Raw genomic sequence first — 18,827 nt, 5'->3', positions numbered from 1 at the left:
CAAGGGGCGTCGTTTGAGCGCCGAACCCTGCGGAGCTTACAATGGCGTCTTATGAACTGCTTGCGGCATTCCTGGTTACGACGGCTCTGTTTGCCTATGTGCCGGGACCCGCTATGCTCTATACAATCGCGCAGACCATGGCGCGTGGCCGCGCTGCCGGCTTGATGGCCGTGCTCGGCATTCATCTTGGCTGCTATATCCACATTGTTGCTGCGGTTGCCGGGCTTTCGGTGCTGTTTCAGGCGGTGCCGTGGCTTTATCTTGCTGTGAAGTTCGGTGGCGCTTGCTATCTCATCTGGCTTGGCTTTTCCATGCTGAGAGCCCGGCTGAGTGACGACACAACCGGCAGTTTCACGATTGGCCAAAAGTCTTCCAAGCGGGCCTTTATCGATAGCGTCGTCGTCGAAATGTTGAACCCGAAGACGGCTTTGTTCTTCCTTGCCTTTCTGCCGCAATTCGTCGATCCGGCGGCAGCATTCCCCGTCTGGCTCCAGTTCCTGGTCCTCGGCGTCGCGGTGAACATCATTTTCACCTCTGCTGACTTCGTCGTTGTCATGGTGGCCGGACTGGCCGCGGGGCGGCTGAAGCGGTCGGCTTTCGCCCAAGGAGTTGCCCGGCGTGCAGCAGGTGCGATTTTGATGGGGCTCGGTCTCCATCTGGCGTGGCAAAGGAGCTAATCGCGCGTGAGAAATCGGGTTCACCGGGTCGCGCACGCGGCAGCAATGCGTTAAAAGTGCTTGCCAAGCGCGGCCAGCCATGGTTTGACCGCGCCAAAAGCCGGTATGATCCGGCGCAGATTTTCAGGAAACTCCCATGTCCCAGCCTCATCTTCTCATCGTGGAAGCACGCTTTTATGACGATATGGCCGACGCTCTGCTTGATGGCGCAAAGGTTGCGCTCGAAGAGGCCGGCGCCACATACGACATCATCACCGTTCCAGGCGCTCTGGAAATCCCGGCAGCGATCGCCATGGCGCTCGATGGCGCAGACAATGGTGGAACGGAATATGACGGCTTCGTCGCGCTTGGAATGGTCATCCGTGGCGAGACCTATCACTTCGATATCGTCGCCAATGAATCGTCGCGCGCCATTATGGACCTGACGGTCAGCGAGTCGCTCGCTATCGGCAATGGCATCCTGACTGTCGAGAACGACGAGCAGGCATGGGCGCGGGTTCGCCGCTCCGACAAGGACAAGGGTGGTTTTGCCGCACGTGCTGCGCTGACCATGATCGAGCTGAAGAAAAAGCTGGGTGGTTGATCGGATGACGAGTGTCGAAAACGGCGCTGAGCCGCGTCAGCCTTCCATCAAGCCCGTCAACCAGCGTGGAGCTGCTCGCCTGGCTGCGGTGCAGGCGCTCTATCAGATGGATGTCGGCGGCACCGGCGTCCTGGAAGTGGTTGCCGAATATGAGGCGCACCGGCTCGGCAAGGAAGTGGATGGCGAAACCTATCTGAAGGCCGATCCCTCGTGGTTCCGCTCCATCGTGTCCGGTGTCGTGCGCGACCAGACCAAGATCGACCCGCTGGTGCGTTCCGCCCTTCAGGAAGACTGGCCGCTCTCGCGTCTCGATACGACGGTGCGCGCCATCCTGCGCGCTGGCACTTTCGAAATCCTTGAGCGTAAAGACGTTCCGGTTGCTGTTATCGTCACCGAATATGTCGAAATAGCCCGTGCCTTCTTCGAGCATGACGAGCCGAAGCTCGTCAATGCGGTGCTGGATCGCATCGCAAAGCAGGTTCGCGGCGACGCGAAACGATAAGTTTTCCGTCCTCGCTTTTTGATTTCCCGCAAAGATGAACTGACAGTCACGTTGTATTCTTTGCGGGAGATATCCCGGTTTGCAAGGTGGGAAACAGATGAGCGCGGTGCCAATTACGGGCCTGGAAGGCCAATTATCCGAGGCCAAGCGCAACGTTTTCCTGCTCACCGCCGCACAGGCCATTCTTGGTTCCGCCGGTCCATTAAGCTTTTCAGTCGGGGCGCTTGCCGGGTATCAACTCCTCGGTGCCGACAAATCGCTGGCAACAGCACCGCTCACCGGCTTCAACATCGGCGTCGCATTCGGCGCAGTGGCAGTTGCGCTTGCATCTCGTCTACTCGGGCGCAAGGCAGGCTTCATTCTTGGCGCACTCCTTTGCTCGACGGGCGGCGCCTTGGCGGCAGTCGCTCTCTTTCGCAGCGATTTCTGGCTCTTCGCTCTGGGTCTTATGCTCATCGGGCTTGCCGGCGGTTTCACTCAGAAAATCCGCTTTGCGGCGGCCGATGCCTCTCCTTCATACTATAAGCCTAAGGCCATCTCCTTCATTCTTGCAGGCGGGGTCGTATCCGCCATCGTGGGACCTCAGCTTGCCATCGTCGGCAAGGATGTGCTCGCTCCCGTCACCTTTGCTGGTACTTTCATCGCGCTCGTGCCGCTTGGACTTCTGGCTGCAGGGATCTTGTGTTTTCTGGAGCTGCCGGAGTTGAGGCAGTCAGTGTCCAGTGTTCCGGCACGGCCGCTTCTCGAGATCATCGCCACGCGCCGTTTCATCACTGGCATGATCTGCGGCATTGGTTCCTACGCCTTGATGACATTCATGATGACAGGTGCGCCGCTTGCTATGGTCGTGGGCTGCGGTTTTCCCAGCGAACTCGCGACACTTGGGATACAGTGGCATGTGCTCGCCATGTTTGGGCCGAGCTTTTTTACCGGGATGCTGATTACCCGCTTCGGTGCCGAAAAGGTTGTAGCGTCAGGCCTCGTCATACTGATGGCTTGCGCCGTTGTTGCGCATTTGGGTGTGGAGCTCTGGAACTTTTGGCTGGCGCTGATCCTGCTCGGGGCCGGATGGAATTTCGGATTCATCGGCGCGACTTCAATCGTATCCTCGAGCTACCGGCCGCACGAAGCAGACAAGGTACAGGGTTTTCATGACATCGTTCTGTTCGGTACGGTGGCTCTGTCGTCCTTCTCGTCAGGCCAGGTTTTCACTGCCTGGGGCTGGTCGGTGATGAACCTAGTCATATGGCCGGTCGCGGGCCTTTGCCTTCTTCTCGTGCTGTCGCTGATTTTCAGCCGGAAGCAAAAAGCCGTCTGAATCAGGACCATAAGCAGCCGGGCACTATCTTCACACTTGACGCGACGCCTCGTCGCAACGCAATCTCGCAACCGCAAGCCATTCTCCTGGGGAGGGGAACAAGTGGCTCATCCTGGTGTAAGGCGTTCTGCGCCTCACGCCCCGCATGTGGTTTCGCCCGCCGGGGAGATGTGACGAACCGGCACAATGGGAGGTAAGTGCGAATGACCGTCATTGCATTGGTAATTTTATGCGGAGCCCTTTCGATCGCATATGCGATTTGGGCAACGAAAAGCGTTCTGGATGCCGACCAGGGCACGGAACGCATGCGCGAAATAGCAGGTTATATCCGTGAGGGCGCGCAGGCCTATCTTGCCCGCCAATATCTCACCATCGCAATCGTCGGTATCATCGTTACGGTCGCCGCATGGTTTCTTCTCTCTCCAGAAGCCGCAGTCGGCTTCGTCATCGGCGCGGTTCTTTCCGGTGCTGCCGGCTTCGTCGGCATGCATGTGTCGGTACGGGCCAATCTTCGCACTGCGCAAGCTGCCTCCCATAGCCTCGCTGCAGGCCTGGACATCGCCTTCAAGTCAGGTGCCATCACCGGCATGCTTGTTGCCGGTCTCGCCCTACTCGGCGTCTCCATTTATTATTTTATCCTGACCTCGGTGCTTGGCCATCCAACCGGCTCGCGTGAGGTGATCGATGCCCTTGTCTCGCTCGGCTTCGGCGCATCTCTGATCTCCATTTTCGCACGCCTTGGCGGCGGTATCTTTACCAAGGGTGCAGATGTTGGTGGCGACCTCGTAGGCAAGGTCGAGGCGGGGATCCCGGAAGACGATCCGCGCAACCCGGCCACCATTGCCGACAATGTGGGTGATAATGTCGGCGATTGCGCAGGCATGGCAGCCGACCTCTTCGAGACCTATGCGGTGTCTGTCGTAGCGACGATGGTTCTGGCGGCCATCTTCTTTGCTGGCGCGCCCGTGCTGGAAAACGCCATGCTCTACCCGCTGGCAATCTGCGGCGTTTGCATACTGACGTCGATTGCCGGCACCTTCTTCGTCAAGCTCGGCACCAACAATTCGATCATGGGCGCCCTCTACAAGGGCCTGATCGCCACCGGTATCTTCTCGATTGCCGGGCTCGCGATTGCAACCTCGCTCACCATCGGCTGGGGTTCTATTGGAACGGTGGCCGGAATGGACATTACCGGCACCAATCTGTTCTTCTGCGGTCTTCTTGGCCTGTTGGTCACAGCACTGATCGTGGTGATCACAGAGTATTATACCGGCACCAACAAGCGCCCCGTCAACTCCATTGCCCAGGCGTCGGTCACCGGCCACGGCACCAACGTCATCCAGGGCCTTGCGGTCTCGCTGGAATCGACGGCGCTGCCTGCAATCGTGATCGTCGGCGGCATCATCTCCACCTATCAGCTCGCGGGCCTCTTCGGTACGGGCATTGCGGTCACCGCCATGCTAGGGCTTGCCGGCATGATCGTGGCGCTCGATGCCTTCGGCCCTGTCACGGACAATGCCGGCGGCATTGCCGAAATGGCCGGTCTCGACCCGGATGTGCGCAAGGCCACCGATGCGCTCGATGCTGTCGGCAACACCACCAAGGCCGTGACGAAAGGGTACGCCATCGGTTCTGCCGGTCTTGGCGCACTGGTCCTGTTTGCGGCTTACGCCAACGACCTTTCCTACTTCGCGGCGAATGGCGCGACCTATCCATACTTCCAGGATGTTGGCGAAATCTCCTTCAGCCTCTCCAACCCTTATGTGGTTGCGGGCCTGATCTTTGGTGGCCTCATTCCCTATCTCTTCGGTGGCATTGCCATGACCGCCGTGGGCAAGGCGGCAGGCTCCATCGTGGAGGAGGTCCGTCGTCAGTTCCGCGAGAAGCCGGGCATCATGCAGGGCACGGAAAAGCCGGATTACGGCAAGGCGGTGGACTTGCTGACCAAGGCCGCCATCCGCGAAATGGTCATCCCATCGCTATTGCCGGTCTTGGCGCCGATCGTCGTTTACTTCGGTGTGCTGCTGATCTCCGGCTCCAAGGCCTCGGCCTTCGCTGCCCTTGGCGCCTCACTGCTTGGCGTGATCATCAACGGGCTCTTTGTCGCGATCTCCATGACCTCGGGCGGTGGTGCGTGGGATAATGCCAAGAAGAGCTTCGAAGACGGGTTTGTCGACAAGGATGGCGTGCGCCATGTCAAAGGCTCGGATGCTCACAAGGCTTCGGTGACCGGCGATACGGTAGGCGATCCCTATAAGGATACGGCCGGTCCGGCAGTCAATCCGGCGATCAAGATCACCAATATCGTGGCGCTGCTGCTGCTGGCGATCCTGGCCGGTTGATCCAGAGGAAGCGGACCGCTCTTCAGCTTTGAGGGGCGGTCTCTGCCAACCAAGCAGTCATCGCCGCTTCTGCTTGCGTCCGCGTCGGCGTACCCGTCCGTCCGCCGAAAACCTGGCACTTCAGCGCTGCAGCCACGGACGACAGCTGAATGGCGGCGCGGCTCGCCATCCCTTCTGCGACAGCCAGGGCAAAGGTCCCATGGAACACGTCACCAGCGGCGAGCGTGTCGATTGCTTCGATCGCCATGGTGGATTGAAAATGGACCGCAGGATCGCGAGCTTCCGTCCAAAAGCATCCCGCCGGCCCGGCGGTGACCGCAATAAATGTCTCCGGGTAGCGGGCATGTAAGACCGGCAGCATCGCGGCAACATCGGAAGGACTCGTCAGCCGCTCCGCTGCGGGTTCGGAAAAGATGATGTGGCTTGCAGCGGGCGCGAGTCTTTCCAAAATCTCCACTGGCGCAACATCTCCATCCAGAATGGCGGGTTTTCCAAGCTGGCGCGCAACAGTCAGCACGTCGAGCGCCAAGTCCGGCCAGCGCACGTCAACCAGAACGGCATCGAAGGGTGCGAGATCGGCCTGTGTGCAGGAGCGTTTATTCTCGTGGAGCCTGTGATCGTAGAAAGGGACGATCAGTCGCTCCCCCCGGTCATCGATCAGGATGGTAGAGAGCGCTGAGCGCGCACCCTTGGCGATCGTCATGCCGGATGTGTCGATGCCGCTTTCGGATAGATCGCGCAGGATGCGAGTTCCGGTCTCGTCATCCCCGACAGCACCCCATAGGCTTGCTCGCCCGCCCATGCGGTGGACGGTGTAGGCGGCACTCGATGCCATGCCCTCGGCAATCTGCAACATTTCATAGGGCAAGACCTTGCCTTGCCCCGTCGGCATGTCATGCACGCGAAACAGCGTGTCCAAAACGGCCGCGCCGACACATAGTACGTGGCGACCGTGGTTATCTTTCTTCGTGATGCTTTGCATTGCTGCTCAGATTCGCTTGCCGGTTTCCTTGTCGAACAGGTGTACCGAAGCAGGGTCGATGGCAATACGAACCGTATCGCCGAAGCGGATATCCAGCCGTTCGCGGAACAGGCAGGCAATTTCTTCGCCATTGCAATTGAGCTTGGCGTAGATCTCCGAGCCGGTGCCTTCCACAAGTTCGACGCGCCCCGCGATGCCCGTTTCCGAAGCACGGATATGTTCGGGGCGGATACCGTAGACAAGGTCACGCCCGCCGAGTCCTGCCGGGTTTGCCGTTGACGGCAAGGGTAGCGTTACGCCCTTGGCCGTGCGGAAAACACCTTCTTCGACACGGCCTCGAATGAAATTCATGGCGGGCGAGCCGATGAAGCCGGCAACGAAGAGATTGGCCGGGCGATCGTAGAGCTCCAGCGGCGCGCCGATCTGCTCGATGATGCCGTCATGAAGCACCACGATCTTGTCGGCCATGGTCATGGCTTCCACCTGGTCATGCGTCACGTAGATGGTGGTCGTGCCGATGCGCTGATGCATGGACTTGATCTCACCGCGCATCTGTACGCGCAGCTTCGCATCAAGGTTCGATAGCGGCTCATCGAAGAGGAAGACCTGCGGATCGCGCACCAGGGCACGACCCATGGCGACACGCTGACGCTGTCCACCGGACAGCTGGCGTGGGTAACGATCCAGAAGCTTTTCAAGCCCAAGGATGCCTGCTGCCTTGTCTACTTTTGCCTTCGTGACGGCGGCATCGACCTTCTTGAGCTTCAAAGCAAAGCCCATGTTCTCGGCAACGGTCATGTGCGGATAAAGTGCGTAGTTCTGGAAAACCATGGCGATGTCGCGGTCACGGGCGGGAAGGTGGCTCACCTCCCGCGCACCGATGTGGATTTCGCCATCGCTCAGTTCTTCCAGCCCCGCGATCATGCGCAGCAGCGTGGACTTGCCGCAGCCGGACGGGCCGACCAGCACGACGAATTCGCCGTCACGAATATCGATGTCGATACCGTGGATGACATTGACCGCACCGAAGCGCTTCTGGACATTCTGAATACTGACGGGTGCCATGATGATTATCCTGTAATGAAATTCGTTCCAGCGATCTGTCGATCAGCCACCCTTGACGGCGCCTGCGGTAAGACCCGCGACGATCTGCTTTTGGGCAAACATGGTGAGCAACAAAACCGGCAGCGTGACGATCAGCGCTGCGGCGGCAAGCGGACCCCAGCTGACCTGCTCGAAAGACAGCATGTTGTAGACCGCGACCGGAAGCGTTCGCGTTTCGCGGCTGGCCAGCACGATGCCGAAGACGAAGTTGTTCCACGAGAAGATGACGGCGAGGATGAAGGAGACCACGATGCCGGGCTTGGCGATGGGGAGCGCGACCAGGCGGAACACCTGCCAGGACGATGCGCCATCGATGCTTGCCGCCTCTTCCAACTCCTTCGGTGTCGTCTCGAAGTAGCCGATCATGATCCACACGACGATCGGAACAGTGACCACCAGATGGATGATGATCTGCGGCCAGAGCGTGCCGAGGAGGTTCAACCATTGGAACAGCAAAAACAGCGGAATGAGGAAGGAGAGGCCGGGCGTCATACGGGCGATCATGATGACGATCGCCGCCTTTTCCGCTTTCAGCCGTGCAATGCCATAGCCCGCCGGAACGCCGATAACCAGTGCCAGAATGGTCGCTGCACCCGTGACCAGCACGGAATTCCAGAAATAGAGGAAGAAATTGTTTTCCTCGAAGACCTTCACATAGTTCGACCAGGCGAAGCGCTCGGGGATCAGGATCGGCGGATAGGCGCCGTTATCGATCTCGAACTTCAGTGACAGCGAGATCATCCAGAGGAAGAAGAGGATGACGGGGGAAATCATCACCAGCGCAATGAAGAACAGGCCGATGCGGTCTAGGTTTCTGCGGGACATCAGCGATCCTCCATCTCGTTCCATTGGGTGCGCGCACGAACCATCAACAGGACGAAGGAGAGCGCGATGATCACGATGAAGAAAACGACGGCCATGGCCGAGGCATAGCCGATGTCGTAATAGGCGAATGCCGTGTTATAGAGATAGATATTGATCGTCTCAGATGCCGTGCCCGGTCCGCCTTGCGTCATCGCATAGATGATGTCGAAGCTCTTTACCGCATCGATGGAGCGGATAATGACGGCGATCATCAGGAACGGCGCGATCATAGGCATGGTGAGGTAGCGGAACTTTTGCCAGGCATTTGCGCCGTCAATTTCCGCACTCTCATAGGGTTCGCGCGGAACGGCTGCCAGACCACCCAGAACAATCAGCATGACGAGTGGCGTCCACTGCCAGGTTTCGACCAAAACTAAAGAGGGGATGACGGTGGACTGGTTGTAGATCCATTCCAGCGGACCGATGCCGATGAAGGAGAGCAGGTAGTTCAGTACACCGAGCTGCGGGTGGAACATCATCGTCCAAACCAGCGCGATGGCGACCGGGGTCGCCATCATCGGCATGACGAAGATGCCGCGCAGGAAACCGCGCAGCGGGAACTGCGCATCGAACACAAGAGCAGCCAAGGTGCCGAGGAACAGCGGCGCGACAACCGAGAGCACCGTGTAAACCAGTGTGTGCCAGAGCGATTCCCAGAACCGCGCATCACTAGCCAGACGGATGTAGTTGTCGAAACCGATGAAACTCTGCTCTTGCCCAAGCGTCCAGCGTTGCGCGCTCATCCAAAGGGTAAAGACCCAGGGGAAGACGATCACTGCGCCGATGACGACGAGAGCGGGAATGACGAAAGGCCAGTAGTTGGGAGTAAGCCGCGGTGGCTTGCTCCCCTGTGCGGCTTTCGTCACCGCTGCACTATGTTCGATGCTGATAGACACCTTTATCCCTCGCTGCGTGCCAGAACAGGTGCGAACTGTTCGGTCGCCTTCTTGAGTTCTGCGGCCGGATCGGCGCCGCCGATCATATTGGTGAGACCGACGCCATAGATGTCGCGGAACTCGGTCACCGGAATGATGACTGGAAGCGCGAGCTTGGACACCTTGCCGGAACCGACCACGGCATCCAGCCACTCGGCTGGCATCTTGACGCCTTCGCGCACCTTCGCATCCTCGAGGATGGACTGGCGGAACGGAACACCCGCACCGGCCTGCAGGAGACGAGCGCCCATATCGTGCGAGATCGCCCACTGGCAGAAGAGGTAGGCCGCTTCCTTCTTGGTGCTGGCTTCGACAACGCCAAGGCCGTCACCGAATGTACCGGCGGCCTGCGCTGCCGGACCCTTCGGCATCACGCCATAGCCCGTCTTGCCGACGACACGGGACTTTTCCGGGTTTTCGATTGGCGGTGCGAAACCGACGCCGTCCAGCCACATGCCGATCTTGCCCTGGAGGAACGCAGACTGCGCTTCGGCCCAGTTGAAGCCCGAGACTCCGGGAGGTGCAGCCTTGGTCATCAGGCGCTGGTAGAGCTTGGCCGCTTCCACCGCCTCCTTGGACTCGGTGTTGATCTTGCCATCGGTGATCGGCTCTGCGCCGTAACCGAGCATCAGTGTGGTCCAGACCGGCGTATTGGCGTTCTTCAGACCGCGGGCGACAAAACCGTAGGTGTTGGTGGACGGATCGGTGATCGCTTCGGCGGCGGCAACCAGTTCTTCGAAGGTCTGCGGATATTTCAGACCCTTGGCTTCAAACAGGTCCTTGTTCCAGTAAAGGATCCAGTAATCCACGGAGAAGGGAAGCGAGCGCAGGACGCCGTCACTATCCTTGGCAAACTGCATGCCGGCTGCGGCAAAATCGCTTTCGACCAGGGAAGGATCGGTCAGCGACGGGTCCTTCATGAAGCCGCTGATATCGGCCAGCCACTTGCCCTTTTCGAACTGGCGCTTCTGAACGTGATAGCTCAGGTGGACGACGTCGAAGCTCGGTTTGCCGGAAGAAAGCTCGATGACGACCTTCTGGCGCTGCTGCTGTTCGGGCGTCGCCTCGGCATTGACCTTGATGCCGGTCAGCTCTTCGAATTCCTTGATGTATTTCAGAAGCGTTTCGCTGCGCGGGCTCTTGACCAGATTGACCTCAAGCGTCGTGCCCGCATGCTTCTTCCAGTCCACTGCGGCTGACGCGGAGCGGACGCCGAACATGGCGGCCCCGCCAAGTGCAGCGGTGCCGGCCAGGAAGGCGCGACGTGTTGGGCTCATAAATGAATGTGTCATGAAGTTCCTCCTCTTATTCGCCAGGATCTCCTCATCCAGGCTTTATGGTGATCTTTTAAACGGCGAGGGCTCTGTCCCTCGCGCTGCGAATATGGGCGACCAGTCGCTCGACGGCCTCATCGACATCGCGTCGTTCGATGGCCTCGATGATGATGAGGTGTTCGGCCATGACCGATTTGACATGGCCTGCGATGCGGAAGCGCTCCTGGTTGATCAGGCGCATCTTGATCGAATTGACGCGATAGGCATTCGAGATGATCGAGTTGCCAAGCGCATCGATAAAGGCGTCATGCATGCCCCAGTCCACGGCCTGGGCGCGCGCATCTAGCTCAGGCGAACCCTTGCCGCTATTGGCAAGTTCGGCAATCTCCCGGTGCTCCTTCAACATGTCGGCAATCGCCTCGTCGGAGGCGGTGCGCGTGAAATTTGCCACTGCTTCCTTTTCCAGCAGAATGCGGAACTGGAAGGCTTCGCGGATCAAATTGATGTCGATATGGGCGACCTGCAGCCCGCGCTGCGGCACTGTCTTGATCAGCCCATCCGCTTCAAGCCGCGGGATCGCCTCGCGTATTGCGCCGAGAGGCAGGCCGGTCAATTCGACAAGGCGGCGCTGGGAGATGAACTGACCTGGCCGAACGTCACGCGCGAGAAGATGGTGCGTAAAGCTCTCATACGCCTTCTCCCGCAATGTCGTCTGTTCGGCCACATCGTCCATTCGTTACGCCTTTCAAGCCGCCTGTTTGCTGAACAGCGATCCGAATGCCGCTTCGATCTTTTTACGATCTTCTGCGGAGATGGAAACCAGCGGCGGACGCACCGCATGCCAGATCGTTTCGCCGGTCGTGTAGGACACGAGAACTTTTACGGCAGGGGTCACGGGAAATTTCAGCAGTTCGACCACAAGATCTTGAACGCGCTTGTCGTCCTTGCCATCTACCGCCATTGCGCGGATTTCTGCGGGCAGGAAGTTGGCGCAGCCGGAGATCGCACCCTGACCGCCCATGCGAACGCCTTGAGCCAGATGGCGCTCGTCGCCGATCAGGATGATCAGCTCGCCGTGCTCCTTCAAAAGACGCTCCGTGTGCGGCCAGTTGCCGGAAGAGTCCTTTACGCCAACGACGATGCCGGGGAAAGCCTGCTTCAGGCGTCCGACGAGTTCGACCGAGAGCGTCACCATCGTTACCGACGGAATATTGTAGACGAGGATATCGCGCGCGCCCGAGCCGATCTGCGAAAACACGGAGGCGAACCAGTCGAACAGACCGTCATCGCTGACATTCTTGAAATAGGAGGGCGGGGCGAGGAGAATGTTGCGCACGCCAGCATCGAGGGCGGCAAAGGCCTGATCGGCGGCATCCTGCGCGGAATCCACTAGAACGCCCACCACGATCCTGTTCGGCGCGATACCGGCATTGAGGCAAGACGCCAGAATATCGGCGCGCTCACGAGTTCCGATCGAGCTCCCTTCGCCGGTGGTACCGAAGAGGGTGATGCTGTCGCAACCCGACGACAAAGCGCGCTCGGCCTGCTTGATCATCGCATCGATGGCAATCGTTCCATCCTGCATAAAGGGTGTCGTCAACGCTGCCGAGAGGCCGAATTTACCAGTCACGTCCATGCTCCTCCAAAACTGATGAAGGAGTGATAGAGCATTAACATGTCAGTTGTAAAGTCGTCTGTGTTTAGTTTGCTGTCATGACCCGGAATTAATTTTTGGGAGAGGTTGGCCCGCTCAAAGCCGCTGCCAAAGGCTGTGGAAAACGATGCAGTAAGGACTGAAGAAAGTTGGAAGCGGAAAGCCTTGGATTTGCGTGGCACGAGCGCCACAGCTCGCTTTAACTCTGCCGAAATTCGCTTTGCTGACCGCTTTGGCAATAGGTGGTTAACCTTTATTTTTTATCTCAGTTGCTGTGCCAATTGTCCGTTTATGATGAGTGTACAGGCTGTCATGCGTTTTCCCCGATCCAATTTTAATAATCCAGGCAATGCGATAGAGGGGGGAGAGGCTGAATCGGCAGACAACATGGTTCAGCATCCCCAGATATCAGGCGTGCCGATGCAAAGCTTAACGAGTGCCGAGCGCGCTGCCGTGGGTCGTCATGCCGATCAGATCGCTGCCAATGCGATCGAAGGCCGCCCCGATATGCCCGGCTGGCAAAACGCCTTCACGCTTGGCCCGAATGTGCGCTTTTCCCGCACGCCACAGATCATTTTTGCCAAGAAGAACGCTGCCGGCGAAGATGTCGCCGTCGATCAACCGGGCGAGCAAGTGGGGTCGGAGTCTCCTAGTGGTCAAGATGCTGCCACCTACGCAACGAATTCGACTGCGCCACAGCCAGCACCGGTAGAGCGTCGTATTGCAAAACCCGCCGTCCTGCCGCAGCCTCCGGGCGCTACAGGCGCTAGAGCATTGAGTTATCGCCTGCGCCGCGAATTGGCATTACGCCAGCAGCAGGAACTTTTGCAGCAGGCCGATGCAGGTTCGTCAGGAGAAGTTCCGGCCCAGCCGGTCACTGCTGAAGCGCCGGAAGAAGCTGTCGTGCGTGAAGAAATCGACGTAGCCTGCTTCCCTGCCGAGGACCAGCAGAAGCCCAGACTCGATGTACCATCCTTCGCCGCCTATCTTTCCGACGACATGTTCTGGGAAGTGATGAATCTCGACGTCGAGGGCACGATTGCGCACGACCGGCAGCCCGTGCGTCTGTCTGAACTGGCAAGGCTGAAGGCCCAGCGCCTGTCCGCGACGAAACCGGCTATGCCCCCTCAGCAGCCGGCTTCCATCCATGTTCCGCTTCTGCGCCAGCCCCGCGCGGCTGAGCCTGTCGTCATTCGCCAACAGCTGCGCCCAAGCTTGCCTACAGTGCCGGCATTCCCCGACCTGGACGGATCGGCTGTCTCGCTCTACCGCGAAATCGGTGTTCGTGGCCATCAGCCTCCTCAAGCCGAGCAGAAAGAAATCGTCGAAGCCGCACCGGTCGAACAGACCGTGCCTTCTGTAGAGGTCGTCGAACCAGTCACTATCGAGATGCCAGCTGCGCGCCGCGAGACCCGCACGGTGGCGCGCAACAACCAGCCTATGTTCCTCGATGCGCCTGTCTTTGGCGAGGGCGAGTACGAGTATCCGCCGATCGATCTGCTTCAGACACCGCAGGTGCAGCAGACGACGACGATGACGCCCGAAGCGCTGGAGCAGAGCGCAGGTCTGCTGGAAAGCGTGCTCGAAGATTTCGGCATCAAGGGCGAGATCATCGATGTGCGCCCTGGTCCTGTCGTCACTCTTTACGAGTTCGAACCGGCACCGGGCGTCAAGTCGTCGCGTGTCATCGGTCTGTCGGACGATATCGCCCGATCCATGTCGGCCCTCTCGGCCCGCGTCGCGGTCATTCCTGGCCGCAACGTTATCGGTATCGAATTGCCTAATCCGGTGCGCGAGACGGTCTATTTCCGCGAACTGATCGAATCCCACGATTACGCCGATACGCGGATGAGTCTGGCGCTTTGCCTCGGCAAGACCATTGGCGGCGAGCCGGTGGTGGCCGAGCTTGCCAAGATGCCCCACCTTCTGGTGGCCGGCACGACCGGCTCTGGCAAATCGGTTGCGATCAACACCATGATTCTATCGCTGCTTTACCGGTTGAAACCGGAAGAGTGCCGCCTGATCATGGTCGATCCGAAGATGCTCGAGCTTTCCGTCTATGACGGTATTCCGCATCTCCTCACCCCCGTCGTCACCGACCCGAAGAAGGCTGTCATGGCGCTGAAATGGGCGGTGCGCGAAATGGAGGATCGCTATCGCAAGATGTCGCGCCTCGGCGTTCGCAATATCGATGGATACAATGCTCGCGCTGCCGCCGCTCGCGCCAAGGGCGAGACCGTGATGTGCAACGTCCAGACCGGTTTCGACCGCGCAACGGGCGAGGCCGTCTACGAACAGGAGGAGATGGACCTCACGGCCATGCCTTACATCGTCGTCATCGTCGACGAGATGGCCGATCTTATGATGGTGGCTGGCAAGGAGATTGAAGGCGCGATCCAGCGGCTTGCACAGATGGCGCGCGCCGCCGGTATCCACCTGATCATGGCGACCCAGCGTCCATCGGTCGATGTCATCACAGGTACGATCAAGGCGAACTTTCCCACCCGCATCTCCTTCCAGGTCACGTCGAAAATCGACAGCCGCACGATTCTCGGCGAGCAGGGAGCCGAGCATCTGCTTGGCCAGGGCGACATGCTGCACATGATGGGCGGCGGACGCATCGCCCGTGTTCACGGACCATTCGTCTCCGACGAGGAAGTCGAGAAGGTCGTCGCGCATCTTAAGACGCAAGGCCGTCCGGAATATCTGGGCACGGTAACGGAAGATGCTGACGAGGCCGATGACGGCGAGGATGAAGATAGCGCCGTCTTCGACAAGACCGCCATGGCCGAAGACGATACGGCCGATCTTTACGAAAAGGCTGTGAAGGTGGTCCTGCGCGACAAGAAGTGCTCGACCTCCTACATCCAGCGTCGTCTGTCGATCGGCTACAACCGTGCCGCATCTCTGGTGGAGCGTATGGAGCAGGAAGGCATTGTCGGCCCGGCAAACCATGTCGGCAAACGCTCTATCATCATCGGTGAACGCGATGCCCACGAGGTTCCGGGCGCTACCGACTGAGGACATGCCTCTACAGTTTCATCGACGAAAGCCGGCTGCCTAAAGCGGCCGGCTTTCGTACTTCAAGACGATGTTCTGGAAGTGTAAAGCCGCCGAGACAGCGATTTTCAGGAAGCGCCGCTTGGTCAACGCGGATACTTCAGCGCATGCCCTTTACGCCGTTCGCTCTCGATACCTCGAACGCCTCGGCGGAAACCGGGCGACCGACGAAATAGCCTTGCACATGATCGATCTTGAATTGCTGCATCAAGTGAAGTTGTTCGACTGTTTCGACGCCCTCGACGAGGATCTTTGGGCCGCGGTTGCGGATCAGGCCGATAATATCCTTGAGCATGGCTTTGCCGCGCAGACTCGTGCCGTCATGCAGAAATGACTTGTCGATCTTGACGGTATCGAATTCGATCAGTCGCAGCCAGGAGAGCCCCGCAAAACCGGTGCCGAAGTCGTCCAGCCATATCTTGATGCCGAGCATTCTCAGATCGCTGATACAGCGCAGGACATCGGAATCCATGTCCATCTCCAGGCCTTCGGTGATTTCCAGCGCGAGTTGTCCGCCTCCAATGCCAAGCTCGCCTAGAATGGCAGCCACCGACGTGGCAAAGCCCGGCCGTTTCAGTTGGATGGGTGACACGTTGACGCTGACGACCTGAACCTTGCCGGTTTGTAGCATCTGCTGGCAGGCCGTACGGATTGCCCAGAGGCCGAGATCGGTTATCTTGCCTATCCGCTCAGCGATGGGAATGAAGATACTGGGCGGAACCAGTGTTCCGTCCAGCAGCCGCAGGCGCATCAATGCTTCTGCCGCCTGGACGCGATCGTTGGCGAGGCTTCGGATCGGCTGGTAGACGAGTGAAACGAGGTTCTGCTGAATGGCGATATCCAGAAGGGCCGCAACATTTTCGGTGTCGTCGCTCGTCAGCGGATCGTCAGGGTCGAACAGCTTGATCCTGTTGCGCCCGCTTTCCTTGGCGAGATAGAGCGCCCGGTCTGCCTCATAGATCAAGCGTTCCAATTTATGCTCGGGAGCTGGACGTGTGAAGGACACGCCAACACTGACGGTGATGACGGAGGTGCCGTCTCGACGCCGTTCGTGAGCGAGGCAAAGATCCTCCACCGCGCGACGAATCATCTCCGCAACCTTATCCACTTCCTGTCGCGTGTTGAAGCGCAGCAGTGCAATGAACTCTTCGCCACCGTAACGCCCTATCAACGCATCGCGATCGCTGACCGCCAGTTGAAGGGCACGAGCTACCTGAACGAGACAACGATCTCCCTCCTGGTGGCCATAGTAGTCGTTATACTTTTTGAAGAAATCGACGTCGATCAGGAAAACTGCGAAGTTTCGCTTCGACGTTGTCCAGTCGCTCCAGAGGAGACGCAGCTGCGCATCGACGGCGCGGCGGTTTGCAACGCCCGTCATCGGGTCGGTATTGGAAAGCCTTAACAGTGCTTCTCCCCGCTCTTCCGCTTCACGCTGACGAATTTTTGCCTCGACAGCGCTGAGGAGAACGCGTGCGCGCTCGCGATTGAGGCGCCAATTGACGTAAGAGGTAAAGCTGAAGCAGGCGAGATAGAACGTACCGAAAGCGATCCGGTAGTAAATATCTTCATGCAGATAATTCAAGGCGCCGAAGTAGATGCACAGCACCACACCGGACGCCACCAGAGAGAGAGCAAAATTGAACGTGAAGAACAGGTTCGCGCCCATCATGAAGATGGCGCCGAATACCATGTAGTAGGACATGTTGGTGGCGTAGCTCGTCATCATGGCTGGCAACAGCCAGCCGAGATAGCCGCATACCAGTGCCACGGCGCAGGTAAGGTCCATGAAGTCCGCTCTCGTTCCCGCCCTGACCTGCAATTCAAGTGCCAATAGGGCAGCGATGCCGACGACGAAGCGCGCAAATGTCGTGTGGATGGAAACGTCAGGAACGAGCAGAATATCGGTCAGCGAGAACAGCAGATATATGAGAACGGCAACCCAAAGACCCCGCCGTATCGCTCGCCGGCGTGTGACGTCCGTATCGGCAAAGAATTGTTGCCGCACAGCCGCATCGGACCGATTGCGAGATGCATCCGTCTGCAGGTCGGGCTCGAAACCCTGTGCCAAACTGTGCTTCATGCACATTCCTAAAAGTTGCATTGTTTTTGGGCAAGTGATCATTCTTGCCCCTATAATACTATTCTCTATCAGCATCGCGACCTGCGCTACGCTCCATTCTCAGCCAGAGAAGGAGATGTACTAGCTTTATAAGCCTACCCGCATTCCGATTAACTTTCTTTGAATCCTAACAATCTAATTTTAGTCATTAGTCATACATTAATGGTTAAGGCCTAGAAACGAGTTCCTCTTGCCTGGATCGTCAATCATCCGTGCCGAGCGGGCATTTTGATAAATTATTCTGTTTTAACAATAGTTTGGAAGGGGAATAGCTGGTGGCTCGCAACAATGGCATGTCGTTGGACGGACAAAGCTTGGTCACGCCGGATGCAGTATATAAGGAATTGCTGACGCAAAATAGTAGTCATTTGCTCCGGGATCTTTCCGTTGCAGAAGCAGAAGTGGCACTTATTCTCAACCTGGCACAACAACAGTTTCTTGGCGGAACCGCTCCTGCCACGATAATACACGCGGTTGCAGATAGGCTTCATCAATTACGCAGAAATTACGACTATAGAGTGTGGTCAAGCCTTCTGCCCATCATCCAGAAGCACCCCGTCGCCGATTGCTTTCTGGAAGATCCCTTTACCCGGTGGTCCTTCGATAAGCCTCGCGGCTACTCAGGAGACGCGCAACTTCTCGATTTCATCTACGGGCATGAAAGTGTGGCCGACCACATCGCCAGCGCATCTCCCCTTGGCGCTGCCCTTTACGATTATACACGCAATGCCTCGTCCTCCGTTGCCGTAAGGGAGCGGCGTGACATCCTCACGCGCTATGTGGATGAGGTCGCGGAAAAACATGCGCCTGAAACGGAGATACTGACAATTGCTGCTGGCCATCTACGGGAGGCGAACGGCTCAAGGGCACTAGCGGAAAAGCGGATCAAGCGTTGGGTCGCCCTCGATCAGGACCCGTTGAGCGTCGGTTCCATTGCGCGTGACTTTGCAGGCTCCTGCGTGGAAGCGGTCGACGGATCGGTCAAGGACATTCTGTTGCGCTCGCACGACCTCGGATGCTTCGACTTCGTTTACGCCGCAGGGCTCTACGACTACTTGACGGAGAAGGTCGCCATCAAGCTGACAAAACGATGCCTCGATATGTTAAAGCCCGGGGGCACCTTCCTCTTTGCAAACTTTGCAGAAGAGATCGCAGTGGACGGCTATATGGAGTCCTTCATGAACTGGGCGCTTCTCCTTCGCAACAGCGCGGATATGTGGAGGATCATCAACGCCAGCGTTTCCCCATCGGCAGGCGATAGCGAGGTATTTTACGGTCAGAACCGGAACATCGTTTATGGCATCATCAGGAAACGATAAGCTGTCCTTGCCTCGGTGCGGAAGATGTGGGGACACCATGTTTTCCGCTCGTGGTGGATTCCCACCATCCGCGAAACGTTTTAAAGCTTCT

General features: G+C 58.3%; 15 protein-coding genes. 7 read left to right on the top strand and 8 right to left on the bottom strand.

Annotated elements, in window-relative coordinates:
• The first annotated feature begins 41 nt into the window (after positions 1–41).
• The 5 genes from QZ862_RS16785 (at position 42) to QZ862_RS16765 (ending at position 5,422) form a co-directional block, all read left to right on the top strand.
• Positions 42–677, top strand: a complete 636-nt coding sequence (locus QZ862_RS16785) for a LysE family translocator (protein ID WP_296101070.1) — start codon at positions 42–44, stop codon at positions 675–677.
• 136 nt (positions 678–813) lie between these two features.
• Positions 814–1,260 carry a 6,7-dimethyl-8-ribityllumazine synthase gene (gene ribH / locus QZ862_RS16780; RefSeq protein ID WP_296038329.1) on the top strand — a complete coding sequence of 149 codons (447 nt, stop codon included), beginning with the start codon at positions 814–816 and terminating at the stop codon, positions 1,258–1,260.
• A 4-nt stretch (positions 1,261–1,264) separates the two neighbouring features.
• Positions 1,265–1,762: a transcription antitermination factor NusB gene (gene nusB, locus QZ862_RS16775; RefSeq protein WP_296013880.1), complete on the top strand. Its 498-nt coding sequence runs from the start codon at positions 1,265–1,267 to the stop codon at positions 1,760–1,762.
• 97 nt (positions 1,763–1,859) lie between these two features.
• Positions 1,860–3,080, top strand: coding sequence for an MFS transporter (locus QZ862_RS16770; RefSeq protein ID WP_296101069.1), 1,221 nt, complete (start codon positions 1,860–1,862; stop codon positions 3,078–3,080).
• A gap of 203 nt (positions 3,081–3,283) precedes the next feature.
• A complete protein-coding gene (locus QZ862_RS16765; RefSeq protein ID WP_296084476.1) occupies positions 3,284–5,422 on the top strand; it encodes a sodium-translocating pyrophosphatase in 2,139 nt (712 codons plus the stop codon).
• A gap of 22 nt (positions 5,423–5,444) precedes the next feature.
• Here the strand turns inward: QZ862_RS16765 and QZ862_RS16760 are convergent, their stop codons facing one another.
• From QZ862_RS16760 to QZ862_RS16730, 7 genes are read right to left on the bottom strand one after another with little or no spacing between them, the layout of a single operon-like run.
• Positions 5,445–6,404, bottom strand: coding sequence for a sugar kinase (locus tag QZ862_RS16760; RefSeq protein WP_296101068.1), 960 nt, complete (start codon positions 6,402–6,404; stop codon positions 5,445–5,447).
• Positions 6,405–6,410: 6 nt separating this feature from the next.
• The gene (ugpC, locus tag QZ862_RS16755) at positions 6,411–7,469 is read right to left on the bottom strand and encodes a sn-glycerol-3-phosphate ABC transporter ATP-binding protein UgpC (RefSeq protein ID WP_296101067.1); all 1,059 of its coding nucleotides are present in this window, start codon (positions 7,467–7,469) and stop codon (positions 6,411–6,413) included.
• Between the two features lie 42 nt (positions 7,470–7,511).
• Positions 7,512–8,333, bottom strand: coding sequence for a carbohydrate ABC transporter permease (locus tag QZ862_RS16750; RefSeq protein ID WP_062423513.1), 822 nt, complete (start codon positions 8,331–8,333; stop codon positions 7,512–7,514).
• The gene (locus QZ862_RS16745; protein WP_296101066.1) at positions 8,333–9,268 is read right to left on the bottom strand and encodes a sugar ABC transporter permease; all 936 of its coding nucleotides are present in this window, start codon (positions 9,266–9,268) and stop codon (positions 8,333–8,335) included. Before QZ862_RS16745 ends, QZ862_RS16750 begins: the two co-directional genes overlap by 1 nt.
• A gap of 2 nt (positions 9,269–9,270) precedes the next feature.
• Positions 9,271–10,599 carry a sugar ABC transporter substrate-binding protein gene (locus QZ862_RS16740; protein WP_296101065.1) on the bottom strand — a complete coding sequence of 443 codons (1,329 nt, stop codon included), beginning with the start codon at positions 10,597–10,599 and terminating at the stop codon, positions 9,271–9,273.
• Positions 10,600–10,654: 55 nt separating this feature from the next.
• Complete coding sequence (locus QZ862_RS16735) at positions 10,655–11,314, bottom strand: GntR family transcriptional regulator (RefSeq protein WP_296101064.1); 660 nt, start codon at positions 11,312–11,314, stop codon at positions 10,655–10,657.
• A 12-nt stretch (positions 11,315–11,326) separates the two neighbouring features.
• Positions 11,327–12,211 (bottom strand): dihydrodipicolinate synthase family protein, encoded by an 885-nt coding sequence (locus QZ862_RS16730; protein ID WP_296101063.1) that lies wholly within the window; start codon positions 12,209–12,211, stop codon positions 11,327–11,329.
• A 315-nt stretch (positions 12,212–12,526) separates the two neighbouring features.
• Here QZ862_RS16730 and QZ862_RS16725 point away from each other — a divergent pair, with 315 nt between their 5' ends.
• Positions 12,527–15,256 carry a DNA translocase FtsK gene (locus QZ862_RS16725; protein WP_296101062.1) on the top strand — a complete coding sequence of 910 codons (2,730 nt, stop codon included), beginning with the start codon at positions 12,527–12,529 and terminating at the stop codon, positions 15,254–15,256.
• Between the two features lie 139 nt (positions 15,257–15,395).
• Here the strand turns inward: QZ862_RS16725 and QZ862_RS16720 are convergent, their stop codons facing one another.
• The gene (locus tag QZ862_RS16720) at positions 15,396–17,378 is read right to left on the bottom strand and encodes a GGDEF and EAL domain-containing protein (RefSeq protein ID WP_296084489.1); all 1,983 of its coding nucleotides are present in this window, start codon (positions 17,376–17,378) and stop codon (positions 15,396–15,398) included.
• A gap of 332 nt (positions 17,379–17,710) precedes the next feature.
• On the opposite strand from QZ862_RS16720, the gene QZ862_RS16715 reads away from it, so the two are divergent.
• Positions 17,711–18,736 (top strand): class I SAM-dependent methyltransferase, encoded by a 1,026-nt coding sequence (locus QZ862_RS16715; protein WP_296101111.1) that lies wholly within the window; start codon positions 17,711–17,713, stop codon positions 18,734–18,736.
• Positions 18,737–18,827: the final 91 nt, after the last annotated feature.

The organism is uncultured Agrobacterium sp. (assembly GCA_913777615.1).
In the GTDB taxonomy this organism is placed as follows: Bacteria; Pseudomonadota; Alphaproteobacteria; order Rhizobiales; family Rhizobiaceae; genus Agrobacterium.
This window is presented reverse-complemented; position numbering and strand designations above follow the sequence as displayed.